This window comes from Streptomyces odontomachi, from assembly GCF_024435355.1.
GTDB lineage: Bacteria > Actinomycetota > Actinomycetes > Streptomycetales > Streptomycetaceae > Streptomyces > Streptomyces odontomachi.
In genome coordinates, this window is record NZ_JAMJWG010000011.1 from 241,890 (window position 1) to 263,460 (window position 21,571).

General features: G+C 71.1%; 18 protein-coding genes. 14 read left to right on the top strand and 4 right to left on the bottom strand.

Features of this window, described 5'->3' with window-relative positions:
• The first annotated feature begins 22 nt into the window (after window positions 1–22).
• The 5 genes from NQO67_RS23240 to NQO67_RS23260 all read left to right on the top strand — a co-directional run bounded on the left by NQO67_RS23240 (window position 23) and on the right by NQO67_RS23260 (window position 6,365).
• Window positions 23–1,792 (top strand): ABC transporter substrate-binding protein, encoded by a 1,770-nt coding sequence (locus tag NQO67_RS23240; RefSeq protein WP_255952100.1) that lies wholly within the window; start codon window positions 23–25, stop codon window positions 1,790–1,792.
• A 138-nt stretch (window positions 1,793–1,930) separates the two neighbouring features.
• Window positions 1,931–2,929: an ABC transporter permease gene (locus NQO67_RS23245; RefSeq protein ID WP_255952102.1), complete on the top strand. Its 999-nt coding sequence runs from the start codon at window positions 1,931–1,933 to the stop codon at window positions 2,927–2,929.
• Window positions 2,926–4,044: an ABC transporter ATP-binding protein gene (locus tag NQO67_RS23250; RefSeq protein WP_255952103.1), complete on the top strand. Its 1,119-nt coding sequence runs from the start codon at window positions 2,926–2,928 to the stop codon at window positions 4,042–4,044. Before NQO67_RS23245 ends, NQO67_RS23250 begins: the two co-directional genes overlap by 4 nt.
• Window positions 4,041–5,300, top strand: coding sequence for an ABC transporter ATP-binding protein (locus NQO67_RS23255; RefSeq protein ID WP_255952104.1), 1,260 nt, complete (start codon window positions 4,041–4,043; stop codon window positions 5,298–5,300). The genes NQO67_RS23250 and NQO67_RS23255 overlap by 4 nt, the downstream gene beginning before the upstream one ends.
• Window positions 5,301–5,438: 138 nt before the next feature.
• Complete coding sequence (locus NQO67_RS23260; RefSeq protein WP_255952105.1) at window positions 5,439–6,365, top strand: thioesterase family protein; 927 nt, start codon at window positions 5,439–5,441, stop codon at window positions 6,363–6,365.
• Window positions 6,366–6,441: 76 nt separating this feature from the next.
• Here NQO67_RS23260 and NQO67_RS23265 read toward each other — a convergent pair whose 3' ends face one another.
• Window positions 6,442–7,059 (bottom strand): TetR family transcriptional regulator, encoded by a 618-nt coding sequence (locus NQO67_RS23265; RefSeq protein WP_255952106.1) that lies wholly within the window; start codon window positions 7,057–7,059, stop codon window positions 6,442–6,444.
• A gap of 141 nt (window positions 7,060–7,200) precedes the next feature.
• Between NQO67_RS23265 and NQO67_RS23270 the strand changes: the two genes are divergently transcribed.
• The 3 genes from NQO67_RS23270 to NQO67_RS23280 all read left to right on the top strand — a co-directional run bounded on the left by NQO67_RS23270 (window position 7,201) and on the right by NQO67_RS23280 (window position 9,093).
• On the top strand, window positions 7,201–7,359 hold the full coding sequence (locus tag NQO67_RS23270) for a hypothetical protein (RefSeq protein WP_255952108.1): 159 nt from the start codon (window positions 7,201–7,203) through the stop codon (window positions 7,357–7,359).
• A gap of 154 nt (window positions 7,360–7,513) precedes the next feature.
• Window positions 7,514–7,795: a DUF4190 domain-containing protein gene (locus tag NQO67_RS23275; protein ID WP_255952109.1), complete on the top strand. Its 282-nt coding sequence runs from the start codon at window positions 7,514–7,516 to the stop codon at window positions 7,793–7,795.
• Between the two features lie 134 nt (window positions 7,796–7,929).
• Window positions 7,930–9,093, top strand: a complete 1,164-nt coding sequence (locus tag NQO67_RS23280; RefSeq protein WP_255952110.1) for a cysteine desulfurase family protein — start codon at window positions 7,930–7,932, stop codon at window positions 9,091–9,093.
• Between the two features lie 129 nt (window positions 9,094–9,222).
• Here NQO67_RS23280 and NQO67_RS23285 read toward each other — a convergent pair whose 3' ends face one another.
• Window positions 9,223–9,738: a lytic polysaccharide monooxygenase auxiliary activity family 9 protein gene (locus NQO67_RS23285; protein WP_255952111.1), complete on the bottom strand. Its 516-nt coding sequence runs from the start codon at window positions 9,736–9,738 to the stop codon at window positions 9,223–9,225.
• 587 nt (window positions 9,739–10,325) lie between these two features.
• Window positions 10,326–11,027 carry an N-acetylmuramoyl-L-alanine amidase gene (locus NQO67_RS23290; RefSeq protein WP_255952113.1) on the bottom strand — a complete coding sequence of 234 codons (702 nt, stop codon included), beginning with the start codon at window positions 11,025–11,027 and terminating at the stop codon, window positions 10,326–10,328.
• 140 nt (window positions 11,028–11,167) lie between these two features.
• On the opposite strand from NQO67_RS23290, the gene mnmA reads away from it, so the two are divergent.
• A complete protein-coding gene (mnmA, locus tag NQO67_RS23295) occupies window positions 11,168–12,355 on the top strand; it encodes a tRNA 2-thiouridine(34) synthase MnmA (RefSeq protein WP_305126142.1) in 1,188 nt (395 codons plus the stop codon).
• 25 nt (window positions 12,356–12,380) lie between these two features.
• Here the strand turns inward: mnmA and NQO67_RS23300 are convergent, their stop codons facing one another.
• On the bottom strand, window positions 12,381–12,710 hold the full coding sequence (locus NQO67_RS23300) for a DUF427 domain-containing protein (RefSeq protein ID WP_255952115.1): 330 nt from the start codon (window positions 12,708–12,710) through the stop codon (window positions 12,381–12,383).
• A 51-nt stretch (window positions 12,711–12,761) separates the two neighbouring features.
• Between NQO67_RS23300 and NQO67_RS23305 the strand changes: the two genes are divergently transcribed.
• The 5 genes from NQO67_RS23305 (at window position 12,762) to NQO67_RS23325 (ending at window position 21,429) form a co-directional block, all read left to right on the top strand.
• A complete protein-coding gene (locus NQO67_RS23305; protein ID WP_255952116.1) occupies window positions 12,762–13,301 on the top strand; it encodes an LOG family protein in 540 nt (179 codons plus the stop codon).
• 62 nt (window positions 13,302–13,363) lie between these two features.
• The gene (locus NQO67_RS23310) at window positions 13,364–14,062 is read left to right on the top strand and encodes an SDR family oxidoreductase (RefSeq protein ID WP_255952117.1); all 699 of its coding nucleotides are present in this window, start codon (window positions 13,364–13,366) and stop codon (window positions 14,060–14,062) included.
• A gap of 278 nt (window positions 14,063–14,340) precedes the next feature.
• Complete coding sequence (locus NQO67_RS23315) at window positions 14,341–15,372, top strand: methionine synthase (RefSeq protein WP_374119064.1); 1,032 nt, start codon at window positions 14,341–14,343, stop codon at window positions 15,370–15,372.
• A 12-nt stretch (window positions 15,373–15,384) separates the two neighbouring features.
• On the top strand, window positions 15,385–17,577 hold the full coding sequence (ligA, locus tag NQO67_RS23320) for an NAD-dependent DNA ligase LigA (RefSeq protein WP_255952118.1): 2,193 nt from the start codon (window positions 15,385–15,387) through the stop codon (window positions 17,575–17,577).
• A 1,551-nt stretch (window positions 17,578–19,128) separates the two neighbouring features.
• Complete coding sequence (locus tag NQO67_RS23325) at window positions 19,129–21,429, top strand: putative bifunctional diguanylate cyclase/phosphodiesterase (RefSeq protein WP_374119065.1); 2,301 nt, start codon at window positions 19,129–19,131, stop codon at window positions 21,427–21,429.
• Window positions 21,430–21,571: the final 142 nt, after the last annotated feature.

Below are 21,571 nucleotides of genomic sequence, written 5' to 3' on the forward strand. Positions count from 1 at the left end.
CCTACTCAGGAGGATCCGTAACGTGACTACCCAACGCACCAAAGGGCGGCGCAAGCAAGCCGCGGCAGCAGCTGCCGTGGTCGCGGCGCTGCTGTCCACGGCGGCGTGCGGCGGCAGCAAGGACGACGGCGGCGGGGGAGCCGGATACGACGCCGCGAACGGCAAGGTGGCCAACGCGTCGACCAAGACGGGCGGCACGCTGAAGTTCGCAGGCACCCAGGACGCCGACTCGTGGGACACCACGCGTGGCTACTACGGCTTCGCCTGGAATTTCATGCGGTTCTACTCGCGTCAACTTCTCACCAGCAAGACGGAGCCGGGCAAGACGGGCGCCGAGCTCACGCCGGACCTCGCCACCAGCCGTGCCAAGATCACCGACGGTGGCAAGACGTACTCGTACACGCTGCGTCCCGGGATCACCTGGGAGGACGGCAAGCCGATCACGTCCCAGGACATCAAGTACGGCATCGAGCGGGTCTGGGCGCAGGACGTGCTCTCCGGCGGTCCGGTCTACCTGAGGGACGTGCTCGACCCGAAGAAGACGTACAAGGGCCCGTACAAGGACAAGGCCAAGGACCACCTGGGCCTGAAGGCGATCGACACGCCGGACGCCACCCACATCACCTTCCACCTGCCGAAGCCGAACAGTGACTTCGAGGAGATACTCGCGCTGACCTCGGCGTCCCCGGTGCGCCAGGACAAGGACACCAAGTCCAAGTACGGCCTGCACCCGTTCTCCTCCGGCCCGTACAAGTTCCAGTCGTACACGCCGAACAAGTCGCTGGTGCTGGTCCGCAACCCGAACTGGAAGAAGTCCTCGGACCCGGTCCGCAAGGCGTACCCGGACAAGGTCACGGTGACCCTGTTCACCAACGCCGACGACCTGGACAACCAGCTCATCGCCGGCAAGTACGACCTGGACCTGTCCCAGACCGGTCTGTCCCCGCAGGGCCGCACCAAGGCCCTGAAGGAGCACCAGGACAGCATCGACAACCCGATCTCCGGCTACATCCGGTACGCGGTCTTCCCGCAGAACGTGAAGCCGATGGACAACATCCACTGCCGCAAGGCGGTCATCTACGGCGCCGACCACAAGTCGCTCCAGACCGCCCGTGGCGGCCCGAAGGGCGGCGGTGACATCGGCACCAACATGCTGCCGCCGTCCGTGCCCGGCTCCGAGCTCCAGAAGTACGACCCGTACGGCACCGCCAAGAACGACGGCAAGCCCAACGTCGCCAAGGCCAAGGAAGAGCTGAAGGCCTGCGGCAAGCCGAACGGCTTCAAGACCACCATCTCGGTCCGCAACAACAAGCCGGTCGAGGTCGCCACCGCCGAGTCCCTCCAGGCCTCGCTGTCGAAGATCGGCATCAAGGCCGACATCGACCAGTGGGACGGCGCCGAGATCGCGTCCATCCCCGGCAACCCCGACGTGGTCAAGAAGCGCAACATGGGGATCATCATCCTGGGCTGGGGCCCGGACTTCCCGTCCGTGCAGGGCTACGGCCTGCCGCTGTGGCACAGCAGCTACATCCTGCCGAACGGCAACAACAACTACGCGCTGATCAACGACAAGGGGATCGACGGCGACTTCGCCAAGTTCACCACCGAGTCGGACCCGGCGCAGAAGGCCGCGACCGCGCGGGACATCAACCACAAGGTCATGGAAGGCGCGTACTACCTTCCGTTCGTCTTCGAGCGCTTCATCAACTGGCGCTCGGACCGGCTGAGCAACGTCTACACCACCGATGCCTACAGCGGTATGTACGACTTCATCAGCCTCGGCGTGAAGTAATCCGCACACCGGCAGCGCCGTACGGCTTGAAAGGCAGGTGAAGGCCGGCGCGGCGGGAGTCGCGGGCCACCTGGGGCGTCCCCGGAACCAACCGGGGACGCACCCAGGGGCCCGTGTCCCGCCGCCGGGCCGAGAGCAGTGCTCGCATACCTCATCAGGCGGCTGATGTCCGTCGTCGTGATGCTGATGGTCATCATCGTGGTGGTCTTCTGCATCTTCTTCCTCATCCCGAAGTGGACCAATGTCGACCCGGCCACCCTGTACGTCGGCAAGCAGTCGGACGCCGCCGCCGTGGCAGCCGTACGCGAGAAGCTCCAGCTGGGCGACCCGATCTACGAACAGGTGCTCCACTTCTTCAAGGGCCTGTTCGTGGGTCGTACGTACTCCGCGGGAGGCGATGTCACGCACTGCCCCGCGCCGTGCTTCGGGTACTCGTTCAAGAACGAGCAGCCCATCTGGCCGGTGCTCACCGACCGGCTCCCCGTGACGCTGGCGCTGGCGATCGGCGCTGCCGTGCTGTGGCTGCTGTTCGGCCTGGCCGCCGGTGTGCTCTCCGCCCTCAAGCGGGGCACCATGTGGGACCGTTCCGCGATGGTCGTGGCGCTCGCCGGCGTGTCGCTGCCGATCTTCTTCACCGCGATGCTGTCGCTGGCCGCCTTCGACTACGGCCTCGGCTGGATCGAGTCCGGCTACCATCCGATCTCGGACGGCATCGGCCCCTGGTTCCAGGGCCTGCTGCTGCCCTGGGTGACCCTGGCCTTCCTGTACGCCGCGATGTACGCCCGCATCACCCGGGCCACCATGCTGGAAGTGCTCGGCGAGGACTACATCCGCACCGCGCGCGCCAAGGGCCTGAGCGAACCGATCGTCATCTCCAGGCACGCCATGCGCTCGACGATGACGCCGATCCTCACCATGCTCGGGATGGACCTGGGCGCCCTGGTCGGTGGTGCGATCCTCACCGAGACCGCCTTCAGCCTTCCCGGACTCGGTGCGGCGGTGCTCAAGGCGATCTACGTCCGCGACCTGCCGGTGATCCTCGGGGTCACCCTGATCACCTCGATCGCGGTGATCATCGCCAATCTCGTCGTGGACATCCTGTACGCCGTGATCGACCCCCGAGTGAGGCTCGCATGACCGACCTCAGCAAGAGCGGCACCAGCCTCAGCAGCAGCGAAGGGGCGCTCGGCGAGCCCGTCGCCGCCTCGCCCGAGCCGACCGCGTTCCTCGAGGTGCGCGATCTGAAGGTGCACTTCCCGACCGACGACGGCCTGGTCAAGTCCGTCGACGGGCTCAGCTTCAAGCTCGACAAGGGCCAGACGCTGGGCATCGTCGGCGAGTCCGGCTCCGGCAAGTCGGTCACCTCGCTCGGCATCATGGGTCTGCACACCGCCGGTCAGTACGGCCGGCGCAAGGCCCAGATCTCCGGCGAGATCTGGCTGGACGGCACCGAGCTGCTGGCCGCCGACCCGGAAGACGTGCGCCGGCTGCGCGGCCGCGACATGGCCATGATCTTCCAGGACCCGCTCTCCGCGCTGCACCCGTACTACACGGTGGGCCGGCAGATCGTCGAGGCCTACCGGGTCCACCACAACGTGGACAAGAAGACGGCCCGCCGGCGCGCCGTCGAGATGCTCGACCGGGTCGGCATCCCGCAGCCCGACAAGCGGGTGGACAGCTATCCGCACGAGTTCTCGGGCGGTATGCGGCAGCGCGCGATGATCGCGATGGCGCTGGTCAACAACCCCGAGCTGCTGATCGCCGACGAGCCGACCACCGCCCTGGACGTGACGGTCCAGGCGCAGATCCTCGACCTCATCCGGGACCTCCAGAAGGAGTTCGGCTCCGCCGTCATCATCATCACCCACGACCTCGGCGTGGTCGCCGAGCTCGCCGACGACATCCTCGTGATGTACGGCGGCCGGTGCGTGGAGCGCGGCCCGGCGGAGAAGGTCTTCTACGAGCCGCGGCACCCCTACACCTGGGGCCTGCTCGGCTCGATGCCCCGGCTCGACCGTGCGCAGACCGACCGCCTCATTCCGGTCAAGGGCTCCCCGCCCTCGCTCATCAACATCCCGTCCGGCTGTGCGTTCAACCCGCGCTGCCCGTACGCGGACCTGCCCAAGGACAACGTCACCCGCACCGTCCGGCCGGAGCTGAAGGAGGTCGGCGGCCGGCACTGGGCGGCCTGCCATCTCTCGCAGGAGCAGCGGGAGCGTATCTGGACCGAAGAGATTGCGCCGAAGCTGTGAAAGAGACTTCCACCGGCACGACGAGCGGCGGCACCGGCACGCAGGCGGGCGAGACCCTCCTCAAGGTGACCGGGCTGCAAAAGCACTTCCCCATCCGCAAGGGGCTGCTGCAACGGCAGGTCGGCGCGGTGAAGGCAGTGGACGGCATCGACTTCGACGTGCGCTCCGGAGAGACGCTCGGCGTGGTCGGCGAGTCCGGTTGCGGGAAGTCGACGATGGGGCGGCTGATCACCCGGCTGCTGGAGCCCACCGGGGGCCGGGTCGAGTTCGAGGGGCGGGACATCACCCACCTCGGCGTCGCCGGGATGCGCCCGATGCGCCGCGACGTCCAGATGATCTTCCAGGATCCGTACTCGTCGCTGAACCCCCGGCACACCATCGGCACCATCGTCGGTGCCCCGTTCCGGCTCCAGGGCGTGACGCCGGACGGCGGCATCAAGAAGGAGGTCCAGCGGCTGCTGGAGGTGGTCGGGCTCAACCCCGAGCACTACAACCGCTACCCGCACGAGTTCTCCGGCGGCCAGCGGCAGCGCATCGGCATCGCCCGTGCGTTCGCCCTGAAGCCGAAGCTGGTGGTGGCGGACGAGCCGGTGTCGGCGCTCGACGTCTCCATCCAGGCGCAGGTCGTGAACCTGCTCGACGACCTCCAGGACGAACTGGGCCTGACGTACGTGATCATCGCCCACGACCTGTCCGTCGTCCGGCACGTCTCGGACCGGATCGCGGTGATGTACCTCGGCAAGATCGTGGAGCTGTCCGACCGCGACGCGCTCTACGAGACGCCGATGCACCCGTACACCAAGGCGCTGCTGTCCGCGGTGCCGATCCCGGACCCCAGGCGCCGTTCGGCCGAGAGCGGCCGGATCCTGCTCAAGGGCGACGTTCCGTCCCCGATCGCGCCGCCCAGCGGATGCCGCTTCCACACCCGGTGCTGGAAGGCGACGAGGATCTGCACCACGCAGGAGCCGCCCCTCATCGAGCTGCGGCCCGGCCAGCGGGTGGCCTGCCACCACCCGGAGAACGCGCCGGACCAGGCACCCGAGGACACCGAGCTGCTCTCCGCGGCGATCGAGGCGATCGAACTGGTCACCACGGACGACGTCGCGCCGGCCGGTGGCGGTGCCGCGGCCGAGGCCGGTTCCGGGCCCGCGACGAAGGCGGTCACGAAGGACGCCGCGAAGGGTGTCACGAAGGACGCCGCGACGACCGACGCGGCTGCGGAGGAACCGGCGGACGGCACGACGTCCGACGAGTGAGCCGAGGGTGGCCCGGTGGGGCGGCGGCGCGTGGCTGCCTCACCGGGCATCGCCGTTTCCGGACGTCGCCTTGTGCCACCGTACGGGCCGCCGTCGGCAAAGCTACCGCTTAGTATTCTCTTGTTGTACGGTGCAGCCATGGCAGAACGTGCTCCGGACCCGACCGCAGGCCAGTCGCAGGCCGCCGCACCGGCACCCGAGGTGACTCCCGTGGCCGCGCCGCCCGCGTTCGACAGGCCGGTCGGCGACGGCGAGCTGGACCGGGACACGGCGCTCGTCCCGCGGGGGCCGGGTGTCTACGACGCCGAACTCTCCGCCGGCTGGACCATCCTGGGTCCCGTGCACGGCGGATACCTGCTGGCGCTGCTGGGCCGTGCGCTCGCCGACACGCTGCCGTACCCGCACCCGTTCACCATCACCGCCCACTACCTGACCGCGTCCCGTCCGGGTCCCGCCGTGATCCGCACCGAGACCGCGCGCTCCGGCCGGACCCTCGCCACCGGCACCGCCTCGCTGTTCCAGCTCGAGGACGACGGCACGGAGGTCGAACGCGTCCGGGTGCTCGCCTCGTACGGTGACCTGGAGACGCTGCCCGACGATGTCCGCACCACCGCGAAGCCGCCCGCCATCCCGCCGGTGGAAGGGTGCTTCGGCGCGGAGGACGCACCCGAGGGGCTGCCCTCGCCGATCACGGCACCGCTCACCGACCGGCTCTGGATGAAGCTCGACCCGGCCACCCTCGGCTGGGCGATCGGCGCGCCGTCCGGAAAGGGCGAGATGCGGGCGTGGTTCGGCCTCGCCGACGGACGTGCCCCGGACCCGCTCGCCCTCCTCGTGGCCGTGGACGCCCTGCCGCCCACCGGATTCGAGCTGGGCGTCAAGGGCTGGGTGCCCACGGTCGAGCTGACCGCACACATCCGGGCGCTGCCGGCGCCGGGCCCGCTGCGGGTGGCGATCACCACGCGCAACCTCGCGGGCGGCTTCCTGGAGGAGGACGCCGAGGTCTGGGACAGCACGGACCGCCTGGTGGCGCAGTCCCGGCAACTGGCGCGGGCCCGCGTCTGATCGAGCCCGCGGAGTCGGCCCCCCGACGGCATGCGCGAGCCCGTGCGGCGCCGTGGCGGGGCGGGCGCCCTGACGGTCAGTCGAGCCAGTGGCGGCGGCCCAGGCTGACCAGTCGCATCTGGCGGCGGGTCTGGGCCGTCACCTGTTCCTCCGTGCCCGGTGGGGCGTCCAGGATGGCCGCGGTCGTCATCACCATGAGTTCCACGTAGAGCCGGGCGAGCATCAGCAGGTCGTCGTCGTTCCAGCCCCGGGATTCGGGCTGCCGCGCCAGCTCGGCGCGTACCTCATGGGCGAACTGGGCCAGTTGCTTGGCGATCGCCTCCCGTACCGGCTGTACGCCTCCGTGCAGCTCGCGGGCGATGAACCGGACGTGCGCCGGATACTGCTGCACGTGCCGGGTGAGCAGGTCGACGCTGCGGGCGATGCGCTCGTCGAGCCCGCCCGGCGCGGCGAAGGTCACCCCGATCATCTGGTGCAGGCTGTCCAGCGCCTGGTCGACCAGCGCGACACCCAGCTCGGGGATGCCGGGGAAGTGCCGGTAGAAGGCGGTGGGTGCGATGCCCGCCACTCGGGTGACCTCGCGCAGCCCCAGGCTGCTCAGGCTCTGGTCCTCCAGGAGCACCAGCGCGGCGTCGAGCAGGGCCTGCCGGGTCTGCTCCTTCTGGGCCCGCCGCTTGCCGGTGGTGTGACTCATGCCATGTAGTTAACAACTGTTCTCTGTAGTTGCAAAGCGGGGGAGCGGGTACTCTGGAGCAAGTCGGTGAACAGTTGTAGTCACAAGTGTTCGCCGAATAGGTTCGCCGAACCTTGGATCCGACTTCCGAGAGGGGCCCTCATGCTGTTCCTCGTCGTGGCCCTGCTGATGCTGGGCGTCGTGCTGGGCGCCGTCGCCCACGCCCCGCTGTCCGTCAGCGCCGTCGCCGCCGCCGTCATCGCGGTCTGGCTCGCCGTCTTCGCCGTGCGCGAGCGACGCGCCCGCCGCCAACGCCACTGATCCTGCTGCCGACCGGCGACGGGTACGAGCCGGTTCCGCACCGGCCCGCGTAGCCGTGTACGGGCGGGGCCCGTGCTGACCGCACCGTTCCCACCGCCGCTGATCCGCACCGATCCCTTCTGACATCCACCCTGATCCGACTGGAGTCCGCACCATGGCACTCACTGCACCGCGTCGCGGCACCGAGCCGGCGCCGCGGGGCCGGGACGCCGACGGCATGGCCGTCGCCTCGTTCGTGCTCGGCCTGCTCGGTCTGCTCGTCGCCAACCTCTTCCTCGGCCCGGTGTCCGTCGCCCTGGCCCTGCTCGCGCTGGCGCGCGGCACCAACCGCCGGGGGCGCGCGATCCTCGGGCTCGCCCTGGGCGTGGCCGACCTCGTCGTCCTTGCCGTGCTCGTCCTCGGCGACCACACCCTGTCCTGGGGCCTCACGGGCTGACGGTCCCGGGTTCCCGCCGGGCGCACCGGGGCCGCGGTGGCGAGGCGGTCGTGCCGCGAGCCGGCCGGCGATGGCCGAACGGCGACCGAGCGCCCGACGGTCGAGCGCACCGGGGCCGTAGAATCGAGGCCACCATGGCTTACCTCGACCACGCCGCGACCACGCCCATGCTCCCGGAGGCGGTCGAGGCGATGACCGCCCAGCTCACCCGCACCGGAAACGCCTCGTCCCTGCACGCCGCCGGACGCCGGGCACGGCGCACCGTCGAGGAGGCGCGGGAATCGCTCGCCGAGTCACTCGGGGCCCGTCCCAGCGAGGTGGTGTTCACCTCCGGCGGCACCGAGGCGGACAACCTCGCGGTGAAGGGTCTCTACTGGTCGCGCCGTGCGGCCGACCCGGCCCGCACCCGCGTCCTGGCCAGTCCCGTCGAGCACCACGCCGTCCTGGACGCCGTGCAGTGGCTCGCCGACCACGAGGGTGCGACCGTCGAATACCTGCCGGTCGACCCGGTGGGCCGGGTGCACCCCGAGGCGCTCCGCGAGGCCATCGAGCGAAATCCGGACGACGTCGCCCTGGCCACCGTCATGTGGGCCAACAACGAGATCGGCACCCTCCTGCCGATCCGTGAACTCGCCGACGTCGCCGACGAGTTCGGCATACCCCTGCACGCCGACGCGGTGCAGGCGGTCGGCCAGGTGCCGGTGGACTTCGGCGCCAGTGGCCTCGCCGCGCTGACGGTGTCCGGCCACAAGATCGGCGGCCCGTACGGCATCGGGGCGCTGCTGCTCGGTCGCGACCACAGCCCCGTGCCGGTGCTGCACGGCGGCGGCCAGGAGCGTCACGTGCGCTCCGGGACCCTGGACGTGCCCGCGGCGTGCGCGTTCGCGGTGGCCGCGCGGTTGGCCACCGAGCGGCGCGCGGAGTTCGCGCGGGACATCGGCGCGCTGCGGGACGAGTTGATCGACGCGATACGCAAGGCGGTGCCGGAGGCGATCCTCGGCGGCGACCCCGTCGACCGGCTGCCCGGCAACGCCCACTTCATCTTCCCCGGCTGCGAGGGCGACTCGCTCCTGTTGCTGCTCGACGCGCAGGGCATCGAGTGCTCCACCGGCTCCGCGTGCACCGCCGGGGTGGCCCAGCCCAGCCATGTGCTGCTGGCCACCGGCTGTGATCCCGACCTGGCCCGCGGCACCCTGCGCTTCTCGCTCGGGCACACCTCCACGGGCGCGGACGTGGCAGCGGTCGCCGAGGCGATCGGTCCGGCGGTCGAACGCGCACGGTCCGCCGGGCTGACGTGACGGCCGGGCGCGGCACGGCCGGGAGCGGCACGCGGCGAGCGGCCGGCCGGCCATCCGGGCACGCAGCGAACGACCGGTGATCCGGCGCGCACGAACGCGTCGGATCACCGGCCCTGGCCCTGCCGGGAGCTACTGCACGTTCAGGTCGATGCAGTTGTAGAACGCGTTGGGAGTGTCGTAGACGTTCCACACCGCAAGAATCGTCACATGCCCGGACGTGGGCACCGTGACGGTGTGGGACAGCGTCGTCGGCGGCTGCTTACCGCCGTCGTCGAACTGTGCGATCTTCTGGCCACCGAGGATGAAGTACTGCCAGTCGCGGGTGGCGTGGTTCGCCTGGATGGTCCAGGTGAACGTGACCGAGCGGCCGACGTTCGTGTAGACCCAGGGCTTGCTGTTGTCGTTGAGGTCGGGGAACCGGGAGTTGCCGCCGCTGCACGTCGTTCCGCCCTTGGGGGCCTCCACGCTCCAGGGCTCGTACTGGATCTGGCCGCAGCTCACGGTGTGGTTGTAGCACTGGGCCGGGCGGCTCGGCGGCGAGGAGATGTAGCCGTGGGCGTCGGCCGAGGCGGCCGGCAGGCTGATGGCGATGATGGGCGCAAGTGCGGTACCAGCCAGCACGGCCAGTTTGCGGGTCTTCTTCAACGTGGGCTCCTTCACGGGAGCCGCCTGGTCAGAGCCCGAGCGGCACACGGACGGCGCGCTCGGCGGCCGGGCGGATCCTGTAGCCGGGAAGTGGGGGAACGGATGGATCGCATGGCTGCGTTACGCCTGCCCCCAGGCGTTCGTCGCCCGCAAAAGCGCGGCCTGCGTCCATCTGACCGGCACCCTAGCAGTTGTCTGCACACGGTCAAAAGCTGGTATTCGGACGGTCATCGAACGGCATGCGGAGGTGCTCGGACGGGGCGCATGAGGCCAGATGCGCACGATGGGCCGACCCCGCCCCGGGGGCCCGCACGGACCCGGAGGACGGGGGCGTGGCACGATGGGAGGCCCTAGGTCCTGTCGTCAAACTCCCGTCGTTGCCCGAAGGGCGGTCCGGCGGCGTCAGGTGCGTGCTCTGGGGGTCCCCCCTGCTCGAAGAGCTTGGGGGAGCGCCGGGCACGAGTCCGCGTACGCATGGGGGCACCTCCCACGCCGTTCAGGCAGTGGGGGAGTACGTGGGCTTGTGCCCGGTGCGGCGAGAGTGCGTGCATGACGCCGCCGGGCAGACGGGAGTTTGACGACAGAACCTAGTCGCCGCGTGCCGCGTCCGCTGCCTGCCTGACCAGCCGTAGGTAGTGGTCCCAGTCCCAGTGCGGCCCCGGGTCGGTGTGGTCGGCGCCGGGGACCTCGGAGTGGCCGATGATGTGCGTACGGTCGACCGGGATGTCGTACCGGCCGCAGATCCGTGCGGTCAGCCGCGCGGAGGCCCGGTACATCACGTCAGGGAACGACGGGTCCGTCACGTAACCCTCGTGCTCGATGCCCACGCTGCGTTCGTTGTAGCCGCGGTTGCCGGCGTGGAAGGCGACGTCGAGCTCGCGGACGAACTGCGTGATGTGGCCGTCCCTGCCGACCAGGTAGTGCGCGGACGCACGGTGCTGCGGGTCCTGGAAGGCCCTGACGGCGCTGCGGTAGCTGCCCTGGGTGACATGGATGACGACGCGGTCGATGGCGTAGTCGTCGGGACGGTCGGCGCGCCGCCAGTTCGCCGGGGAGGCGGCGGTCCATGCGGCGCCGGAGAAGTCCACGGCGCCCGGGGTGCGGGGCTTGTCGATGCCGGGCAGCCGCCACCACACGCGCCGTAGCTCCTCCATGGCGAGTCCGGCCGCGGCCAGCACGCCGAGGCCGCCGGCGATCACCGCGGTGCGGCGGCCGATGCCCTGGGTCTGCGCCCCGGAGCCGCCGCTCTGCCCGGGCCCCCGCGCGGGGCCCCCAGGCTTGGTCGTCATGTCCTTGTCCGTTCCCCCGGCTTCGGGACGGTGGCGCCCTGGGTCTCGTCCCTGGCGGTAACCCTCGACGCTGCCCCTCCGTCTGCCCAACGGATATCCGGCGGCACCGGTTCCCCCGCGCCCCGTACCCTGGATGCGTTATGACTGAGATCCCGCAGCACCCGGCACCGGACCCGGCCGCCTCGGCCCCCACTCAGGACCGGGCACGGGTCCGAGCGCCACAGCGCCCGCTCCGTGTGCTCGCCGCCATGTCGGGCGGCGTGGACTCCGCCGTCGCCGCCGCCCGTGCCGTCGAGGCCGGGCATGACGTGACCGGGGTGCACCTCGCGCTGTCGGCGAATCCGCAGTCGTTCCGCACCGGCGCACGCGGCTGCTGCACCATCGAGGACTCCCGCGACGCCCGGCGGGCCGCCGACGTCATCGGCATCCCGTTCTACGTGTGGGACCTCGCCGAGCGTTTCCGCGAGGACGTGGTGGAGGACTTCGTCGCCGAGTACGAGGCCGGCCGCACCCCCAACCCCTGCCTGCGCTGCAACGAGAAGATCAAGTTCGCCGCGCTCCTGGACAAGGCGCTGGCCCTCGGCTTCGACGCGGTGTGCACCGGCCACTACGCGCACGTCATCACACGTGAGGACGGCTCCCGCGAGCTGCATCGCGCCTCTGACCTGGCCAAGGACCAGTCGTACGTCCTCGGGGTGCTCGACGAGCAGCAGCTCGCGCACGCGATGTTCCCGCTCGGTGACACGATCACCACCAAGGAGGAGATCCGCGCCGAGGCCGAGCGCCGCGGACTCGCCGTGGCGCGCAAGCCCGACAGCCACGACATCTGCTTCATCGCGGACGGCGACACCCAGGGCTTCCTGGCCCGCCGCCTGGGCACGGCCCCCGGCGACATCGTCGACGAGTCGGGCACCAAGGTCGGCAGCCACGAGGGCGCCTACGGCTTCACCATCGGCCAGCGCAAGGGCCTGCGCATCGGCAACCCGGCGCCGGACGGCAAGCCGCGCTACGTCCTGGACATCTCGCCCGTGAACAACCGGGTGACGGTGGGCCCCGCCGCCGCCCTGGACGTCAGCGCCCTCACCGCCATCCGGCCCCGCTGGTGCGGCACGCCCCCGACCGGCCCCGGCACCTACACGGCCCAGCTACGCGCCCACGGCGGCGAGACCGAGGTCACCGCCCACCTCGACGCCGGCGACCTGAAGGTCACCTTCACGGAACCGGTCCGCGGTGTCGCCCCCGGCCAGGCGATCGTGCTCTACGACGACACGCGGGTGGTGGGGTCGGCGACGATCGCGTCGACGACGCGTGCCCCGGCACGGGTCTGACACCCGCGCGGAGTGCGGCCGCCGTTCAGCCGGCCGCCACCTCCACCTCGTAGAAGCACAGGTGGTCCTTGATGGCCGCCACCTCCGGCTTCGGGTCCGGGTAGGCCCAGACGGTGTCGGGGGCGCCCGGCAGGGACCAGTACGAGGCGGTGCCCTTGAAGGGGCAGTGGGTGTGGGTCTCCGAGGGCGTCAGCAGGTCCGTGCGGACGTCCTGTGGGGGCAGGTAGTAGCGCGGGGGACAGCCGGTCTCGTGCAGCACCAGGGGGCGCTCGCTCTCCGCGACGACCTGGCCGTCCCGCAGCACCCGCACGCGCTCCGTGCCCTCTTCGATGGTGATCGTGTGTCCTTTGGCCATACCCGTAGAGCACCGTGAGGGCCGGATCTCTTCCCCCGTACGGTGGTCGCCATGAACATCTGTGTCTTCCTCTCCGCCGCCGAGCTCGATGAGCGTTACACCCGTCCCGCCCGCGAATTCGCCGAACTGATCGGGAAGGGTGGCCACACCCTGGTGTGGGGCGGCTCCGACGTGGGCCTGATGAAAGTGGTCGCCGACGGGGTGGCGGAGGCCGGAGGGCGGCTCCTGGGGGTGTCCGTGGAGTTCCTGGCCGACCGGGTCCGCAAGGTCTCCGACGAGATGGTGATCGCCCGCGACCTCGGCGAGCGCAAGAAGTTCCTCCTGGAGAAGGCCGACGCCGTCGTCGTCATGGTCGGCGGCACTGGCACCCTCGACGAGGCCACCGAAATCCTGGAGTTGAAGAAGCACGGCCACCACATCAAGCCCGTCGTACTGCTCAACACGGCCGGTTTCTACGACGGCCTCAAGCAGCAGTTCCAGCGCATGGAGGAGGAGGGCTTCCTGCCCCTGCCACTGACGGACCTGGTGTTCTTCGCCGAGGAGCCGGTGGGGGCGCTGGCCTATCTGGAGGAGTCGGCCGGCACGCAGTGAGGCCGGGGCGGGCCGGGGATCGGAGCCGGTCGTGAGAGGGGTGGGACGGGGGTGATGCGACCATGTCTGCCATGGCTACTCATGTGATCACCGGAGCCGGTGCCGGCATCGGCGCGGCCGTCGCCCGCCGGCTCCTGGCGCGCGGCGACGATCTGGTGCTGCTCGCGCGGGACGCCGGCCGTGCGAAGGAGCTGGCAGGCGAGTTCGCCGGCGCCCGTACGCTCGTCGGTGACCTCGCCGAGCCCGACCGGCTGTCCTGGGCCTTCTCCCACCAGAGCCTTCCCGAGCGGGTCGATTCACTGCTGCACATCGCGGGCGTCGTCGACCTCGGACCGGTCGGCGACCTGACCACGCGCACCTGGCGTCACCAGCTGGAAGTCAATCTGATCGCGCCCGCCGAGCTGACCCGCCTCTTCCTCCCGCAGCTGCGCGTCGCCCGCGGTCACGTGGTGTTCGTCAACTCGGGCGCCGGCCTGTCCGCGAGCGCCGAATGGGGCGCGTACGCCGCCTCCAAGCACGGTGTGAAGGCCCTCGCGGACGCCCTGCGCCAGGAGGAGCACGCCGCCGGCGTCCGCGTCACCTCGGTCTACCCGGGCCGCACCGCGACGGCCATGCAGGAGAAGGTGCACCGCCAGGAGGGCAAGACGTACGACGCCGCCCGCTGGATCGACCCCGACTCGGTCGCCACCACCATCCTCACGGCCCTGGACCTGCCACGCGACGCCCACGTCACCGACCTGACGGTCCGCCCCGGCCACTGAACCCGGACGGGCAGGGGCACGCACGCTGCACTCCTCCAGGCACGACAACCCATCGCCCAGCGAAGGGCACGCACGGCGCACCTGAAAAGGGGCGCGGGGAACTGCGCGACCAGCCACCCACCGGCCGGTGTTTCCGGACGCGACCGAAGCACCCCTGAGGGACGGTGGGCCACCCGAAGGGTCGCGCCGCGCCGGGCGCACCGGAGCGCGGGTCACCGACCCCACCGGAACCCCTACCGTCGGCTCAGCCCAGCGCAGCGATTCCGTACGCTTCACGCGTGAGCGAAATCAGTGACTTCAGCGTCCGCGGCGCATCCGGTGTCGGGTCGATGCCCGGCACCGACGCCCGGGAGGCCGTCAAGACCGTGACGGGCACGTTCGAGGGCGCCGCGGCCGGTCAGGGGCTGCCGTACCTGCCTGAGCTGCCCGCCCGAGGGCCCGGTGCCGACATGATCGGCAGGACCACCGGCCTGCTCGTCGAGCTGTACGCGCGCGTGGAGCCCAGCGGCTGGCGCATCGGCGACCGGCCGGGGCGGGACACCCGCCGGGCGCGGTCCTGGCTCGGCGAGGACCTGGACGCGCTGGAGGAGTTCACCCAGGGCTACGAAGGCCCGCTGAAAGTGCAGGTCGTGGGGCCGTGGACACTCGCGGCCACCCTGGAGCTGCGGGGTGGCGAGGTGGCGCTGTCGGACCCCGGCGCCTGCCGTGACCTGGCGGAATCGCTGTGCGAAGGGCTGCGGGCGCACCTTGCCGAGGTGCGCCGGCGGGTGCCCGGCGCCGAGGTGGTGCTCCAGCTGGACGAACCGTCGCTGACCGCGGTGCTGCGCGGGCAGGTGAAGTCCGCCAGCGGCTACCGCAGGCACGGCGCCGTGGACCGGCAGATCGTGGAGGGCACGTTGCGCGACGTGATGGGGGTACAGCACCGGCACGGCGGTCAGGTCGTCGTGCACTCGTGCGCCCCCGACGTCCCCTTCGCGCTGCTGCGCAGGGCCGGTGCGGCCGGGGTCTCCTTCGACGCCGAGCTGCTCACCGAGCGTGACGACGAGGTCATCGGGGAGGCGGTGGAGGACGGCATGAAACTGTTCGCCGGTGTCGTTCCCGGCACGGACGGCCCATTGTCAGACCCGGCAGGTAGCGTCATGGGTGTCAGGACGCTGTGGCGCAGGCTGGGGCTGCACCCGGGGCTTCTTGAGAAGTCCGTGGTGATCACCCCGGCATGCGGTCTCGCAGGCGCGTCGCCGCACTATGCGCGCCAGGCGCTCGCCCATTGCGTCCGGGCGGCGAGATCCCTCGCGGACAACCCTGAGTAACGGGAGGACAAGGTGGCCGGCGAACAGCAAGCACAGCCCGCAGAGGTGCCAGCCGAGGCACGGGAGAAGCATGCGCAGCTCGCTGAGCAGGTCGAGGAGCACCGCTTCCGGTACTACGTGAAGGACCAGCCGGTCATCAGCGACGCCGAGTTCGACCGGTTGTTGCGCGCGCTGACGGCCCTGGAGGACGAGCATCCGTCGCTGCGCACACCCGACTCGCCGACCCAGAAGGTCTCAGGCGCTTATGAGACAGATCTCGCCGAGGTCGAGCACCGCGAGCGCATGCTCTCGCTCGACAACGCCTTCGACGACGCGGAGCTCGAAGCCTGGGCCGACCGCATCGCCAGAGACGTCGGTACCACCGACTACCACTTCCTGTGCGAGCTGAAGGTCGACGGCCTCGCCGTCAACCTCACGTACGAACACGGCAGGCTGACCCGCGCCGCCACCCGCGGCGACGGCCGCACCGGCGAGGACATCACTCCGAACGTGCGCACCATCGCGGAGATCCCCGAGCGACTCAAAGGCGACCGCATTCCCGCGCTCGTCGAGATTCGAGGCGAGGTCTTCTTCCCGATGGAGGCCTTCCAGGAGCTGAACGCCGGCCGGGTCGCGGCCGGCGAGAAGCCCTACGCCAACCCGCGCAATTCGGCATCGGGCTCACTGCGCCAGAAGGATCCCAAGGAGACCGCCAAGCTCCCGCTGCACATGGTGGTGCACGGCATCGGGGCCCGTGAGGGCTTCGACATCGACCGCCTTTCGCACGCGTACGAGCTGCTGCACGAATGGGGCCTGCCCACCACCCCGTACAGCAAGGTCGTCGACGACATCGAGGGCGTCCGCGCCTTCATCGAGCACTACGGCCGGCACCGCCACTCCGTCGCCCATGAGATCGACGGTGTCGTGGTCAAGTTGGACGAAATTCCGTTGCAGGGCCGCCTCGGCTCCACCTCGCGCGCCCCGCGCTGGGCCATTGCCTGGAAATACGCCCCCGAAGAGGTCAACACCAAACTCGTCAACATCCGGGTCGGAGTCGGCCGCACCGGCCGGGTCACCCCGTACGCCCAGGTCGAGCCGGTCACCGTCGCCGGCTCCGAGGTCGAGTTCGCCACCCTGCACAATCAGGAGGTGGTGAAGGCCAAGGGCGTCCTCATCGGGGACACCGTGGTGTTGCGCAAGGCCGGAGACGTCATCCCGGAGATCCTCGGCCCGGTGGCCGACCTGCGGGACGGCACCGAGCGGGAGTTCGTGATGCCCGCCAAGTGCCCGGAGTGCGGCACTCCGCTGCGGCCCGCCAAGGAGGCCGACGTCGATCTGCGGTGCCCGAACGCGCGAGCCTGCCCGGCACAGTTGCGTGAGCGGCTGTTCTACCTCGCCGGCCGCAGAAGCCTGGACATCGAGAGCTTCGGCTATGTCGTAGCGGCCGCCCTGACCAGGCCTCTGGAGCCGGCCGACTCACCCCTGACCGACGAGGGCGACCTGTTCGACCTCACCCTGGAGCAGCTGCTGCCCATCAAGGCCTACGTCCTCGACCAGGACAGCGGCCTGCCCAAGCGCGATCCGAAGACCGGTGAGGAGAAGATCGTCACGCTCTTCGCCAACCAGCAGGGCGAGCCCAAGAAGAACACCCTCGCCATGCTGGAGAACATCGCCGCGGCCAAGCAGCGCCCCCTGGACCGCATCATCACCGGCCTGTCGATCCGTCATGTCGGCCCGGTCGCGGCGCGTGCGCTGGCCAGGGAGTTCCGTTCCCTGGACCGTATCGAGCAGGCGAGCGAGGAGGAGCTGGCCGCGGTCGACGGCGTCGGCGGGATCATCGCCGAGTCCGTCAAGCAGTGGTTCGAGGTGGACTGGCACCGCGAGATCCTGCGCAAATGGCGTGCGGCCGGCGTCCGGATGGAGGAGGAGGGCACCGGCGAGGACGAGGGCCCACGCCCCCTCGAGGGCCTCACCGTGGTCGTCACCGGCACGCTCCAGCACTACACCCGGGACGTCGCCAAGGAGGAGTTGCAGAACCGGGGCGCCAAGGTCTCCGGCTCCGTTTCCAAGAAGACCTCCTTCGTGGTGGCAGGGGAGAACCCCGGTTCGAAGCATGACAAAGCAGTGCAGTTGAAAGTGCCGGTCCTGGACGAGGACGGCTTCCGCATTCTGCTCGAACAGGGACCCGATGCGGCGGCGGAAATCGCACGGCAGACCGATGAGTAGCGGTTGAACGTCACTCGATCGGCGCATATCAGATGCAGGTGGGTGGCCGGGGCGCATTCGGGCAACCACTGTCGACGGCTGCCCCTGAAAGCCTTCGGCGGCCTACTGTTGAGAAGTGCGCCTGCCGTGCCCAGCGGTTGGGGCACCCCGGTTCTCTTCAGGCACGGGGAAGGCTTTTCAGGCGCGGATACCGAGAGCGAGGGCGGCGCACGGCGACTGGCTCACCGGTAGCTGCGCTGAAGGGCGCGGGCACCGCCGGCTGTGAGAGGGACGCGAATGGGACCGACCGAGAGCTCCGCGCCCGGTGCACCGCTGCGCCGGGACTGGGGTCTCTGGCGTAGCGCCGGGCGGACGGCGCGCTCCGTGTTGCGCCGCGCCGGCGCCGCCCGGTCGCGCCCCCGTGGCGCTTTCGTTCCGGAGCCCGGCACCCCCGTCGCCGAACCCCGCGCGGCCACAACGCAGTCGGGCCACGGCGCCGGCGGCCGGCCGTGGCGGCCCGCGGGGCAGCCGAGCGCGCCGCCGGGACCTGCCGAAGCGCCCGCGCGGCACCCGGACCCGCACACCACCGAGGGCCTGACCGACACCGAGGGCCTGACCGGCCCCGAGAGCCTGACCGCCACCAGCTCCGCCACCCCTGTCGCCGCTGCCACCGCTCCTGCGGCCACTCCGCCGCCGCCGACCAGCCCGCGGGACGCAGCGACGCCGGACAGTGCGGAACCGATCCGTCCGCCCGCCTCCCGGGAACCCGAGCCCCCGACCGGATCAGCCGCACCACTCAAGTCCGCCGAACCATCTGCCGAATCGGTGGAACCGCTGCCGCCGTCAAGTGCGTCGCTGCCCTCAAGTACCGTGATCTCCACAGGAACTGACGCTGACTCGGCTGGTGCGCGGCATCCGGTGCCGGCTTCCGGGCGACTGGATGCGCCGGCACCGGGAAGAGCGGCACCGCCGGTCGGCACACCGGAGCCCACGGGGCCCACCGGGTCCCCGATTCCGGCGTTGCCGACCGGATCGGTCGGAGCGACGGAATCGGTTGGCGTGGCAGCACCTGCCGCAGCGACGGGATCTGCCGGAGCGAAGGGATCTGCCGGGTCGGCAGATCCCGTTGGCCCGGCAGGACCCGCTGAGCTGAAAGGTTCTGTCACTCCGGCCGGACCCGCCGAGCCGACGGGTTCTGCTGGTTCGACAGGTTCTGTGGGATCGAGGGGTGTTGCGGGGCCGACGGGTTCTGCGGACCTGACAGGACCGGTGGACCCGACAGGACCGGTGGACCTGGCGGACCTGCCGGATCTGACGGGACCGGCGGACTCGACGGCACCGTCGGCTTCGGAAGGCTCGGCGGGCTCGGGTCCGGTGGACCCGGTGGCAGGGCAGGGATCGGCGGACGGTGTTCCGAGGGGGCGGGGGGCCCACGGGCACGGTTCGGGTGGGCCGACGGAGGACACCGAAGCGCAGCAGGCCACGGCGCCCGGTGCCACCGGATGGGACACCGCGGAAGCCGGGGCGAACGGCCAGGGCCCGACCGGGTCCGGTGCGGTGGGTCGCGATGCAATGGGGCAAAGCGTGACGGGGCGGGGCGTGAGCGGAAACAGCGGGACGGAACAGGATACAGCGCATCCGGGAGGCACTGGCCGGCGGCTCCCGGGGCAGGGCGCGACGGGGCGCCGCATCGCCGTGCCCGCGTCGGGTCGCGATGCGCCCGGCTCATCGGGGCAGAGCCCGGGAAGGACGTGGCCCGCCCGGCGCTCGTCCGGACCCGGCACGGCCGGCCCGCACGGGGACGACACCTCCGACGCCGCCGGCAGGTTCACCCTCACCAGCGCACTACCGGTCGTCCTGGTCGCGCTCGCCGCTGTGGTGCTCGGCGCCGGGATCTACCACGCGGTCGACGGCCACCACGCGCTCTTCCCGTCCGGTGCCCCCGGTTGGTCGCTGGCGGTCCTGTCCGGCCTGATAGTCGGTCACCTCGTCTCGCTCGGCCGGGAACGCTGGTCGAGCGGCACCGGCTCCGGACCGGCCCTCACCCTGGCCGTGCTGCTGCTGTACGGGTGGGTGCCCGCGGGCATGGTCAGCCTCATCGTCATCGTGCTGGTCGGCGTCGCGCGTCGACACGGCTGGCGGCAGGGGGTGTTGCACGGCGCGGCCGATGTCCTCGGCATCGGCACCGGCGCCCTGGTGCTGTGGGCCTGTGGTCGGGTACCGACGGTCGAGGAGCCGTGGCGACCGGAGACCTGGAACCTGCTGACGGCGCCCGAGGCGGTGCTCGTCGCCACCGCCTACGTCGCCGTCACCTGGCTGCTGGTCTGGTACGTGCACACCCCCCGCGCCGACCTGCCCACCGTCGTGCGCACCGCGCTGGTCCGGCAGGGCCTGGTCGGTGCGGCGCTGCTCGGCATCGCCCCGTTGATCTGCGTGGTCGCCGTGGCGCGCCCGGTGCTGCTGCCGCTCTTCGCGGTGCCGTTGATAGCTCTCGACCGCACCCTGTGGATCGCCCGGGCCCGCGCCGAGGAGCAACTGCGCGACCCGCTCACCGGGCTGCCCAACCGCCAGTGGCTGCTGGAGCGCACCTGGGCCGCGTTGGACGAGGCCGAGCCGGCCGGCGCTCGGTCGGCGTTGATACTGATCGACCTCGACCGCTTCCGGTCGGTCAACGACACGCTCGGGCATCTGGCCGGTGACCGGCTGCTGCTCCAGATCGCCGAGCGGCTGCGTCTGGCGCTGCCCCGCGGGGCGGAGGTCGCGCGGCTCGGCGGCGACGAGTTCGCCGTGCTGCTGCCGATCGCGGACTCCACCACCTCGGCCAGCAGGATCGCCCGGTCGCTCGTCTCCGAGCTGGGTTCCCCGCTCGACCTGGACGGCCTGACGCTCGTCCTGGAGGCCAGCGCGGGCCTCGCCGTCTACCCCGACCACGCGCTCGACGCCGAAGGCCTCCTCCAGCGCGCCGACGTCGCCATGTACCAGGCGAAGCGGGACCGCACGGGCGTCGAGGTCTACGAGTCCAAGCGGGACTCGAACACGCCCGACCGGCTGGGTCTCCTGGGGGACCTGCGGCGCGCGTTGGACGCACACGAGGTGGAGCTGCACTACCAGCCGAAGGTCCGCTTCGACGGTGAGGTGGCCGGCCTCGAGGCGCTGGTGCGCTGGGTGCACCCCGAGCGCGGCAAGGTGCCGCCGGACGAGTTCATCGCCATCGCCGAATCGTCCGGACTGATGCCGCACCTCACCGAGTACGTGCTGGAGACCGCCCTGGCCCAGGTCGCCCGCTGGCGCGCCCAGGGCCTGAAGGTCCCCGTCGCGGTGAACGTCTCACCGCGCGACGTGCACACCCCCGGCTTCGCCGGCTCGGTCGCCGCGCGCCTGGCCCGGCACGGTGTGCCACCGGGCGCACTCCAGTTGGAGATCACCGAGCATGTGCTGCTGGAAGACCCGCAGCGCGCCGCCGACACGCTGGCCGGGCTCACCGGCCACGGCGTGAAGATGTCCCTGGACGACTTCGGCACCGGCTACTCCTCGCTGGTGCACCTGCGGCGACTGCCGGTCAGCGAGCTGAAGATCGACCGCTCCTTCGTGGCCCGCCTGGCGGTGGACAACGAGGACGCGGAGATCGTCCGCTGCACCGTGGACCTCGCGCACTCCCTGGGCCTGGTGGTGGTGGCCGAAGGGGTCGAGGACGACGAGACCTGGGAGCGGCTGCGCGACCTGGGGTGCGACGCGGTACAGGGCTGGCTGGTGGCCGCGGCCATGCCGCCGGAGAAGGCCACGGCCTGGCTGCGGGCCCGCGAGGTCGGCCCGAGCGGCCCGGCGGAGCCGACCGGCGTGGCCGGCGGCCCGGCCCCCGGAGACACCCCCTAGCAGGTCCTGAGCGGGCCCCGGCGTCGGTAGGTCCTGCCGTCACCGCCCGTCGTCGCCCGACGGGCGGTTCAGCGGCTCACCCACCGCCGCCGCCGCAAGACGTGGGAGGCACCACCGCGGCGTGCGCCCGGCCCAAGCTCTC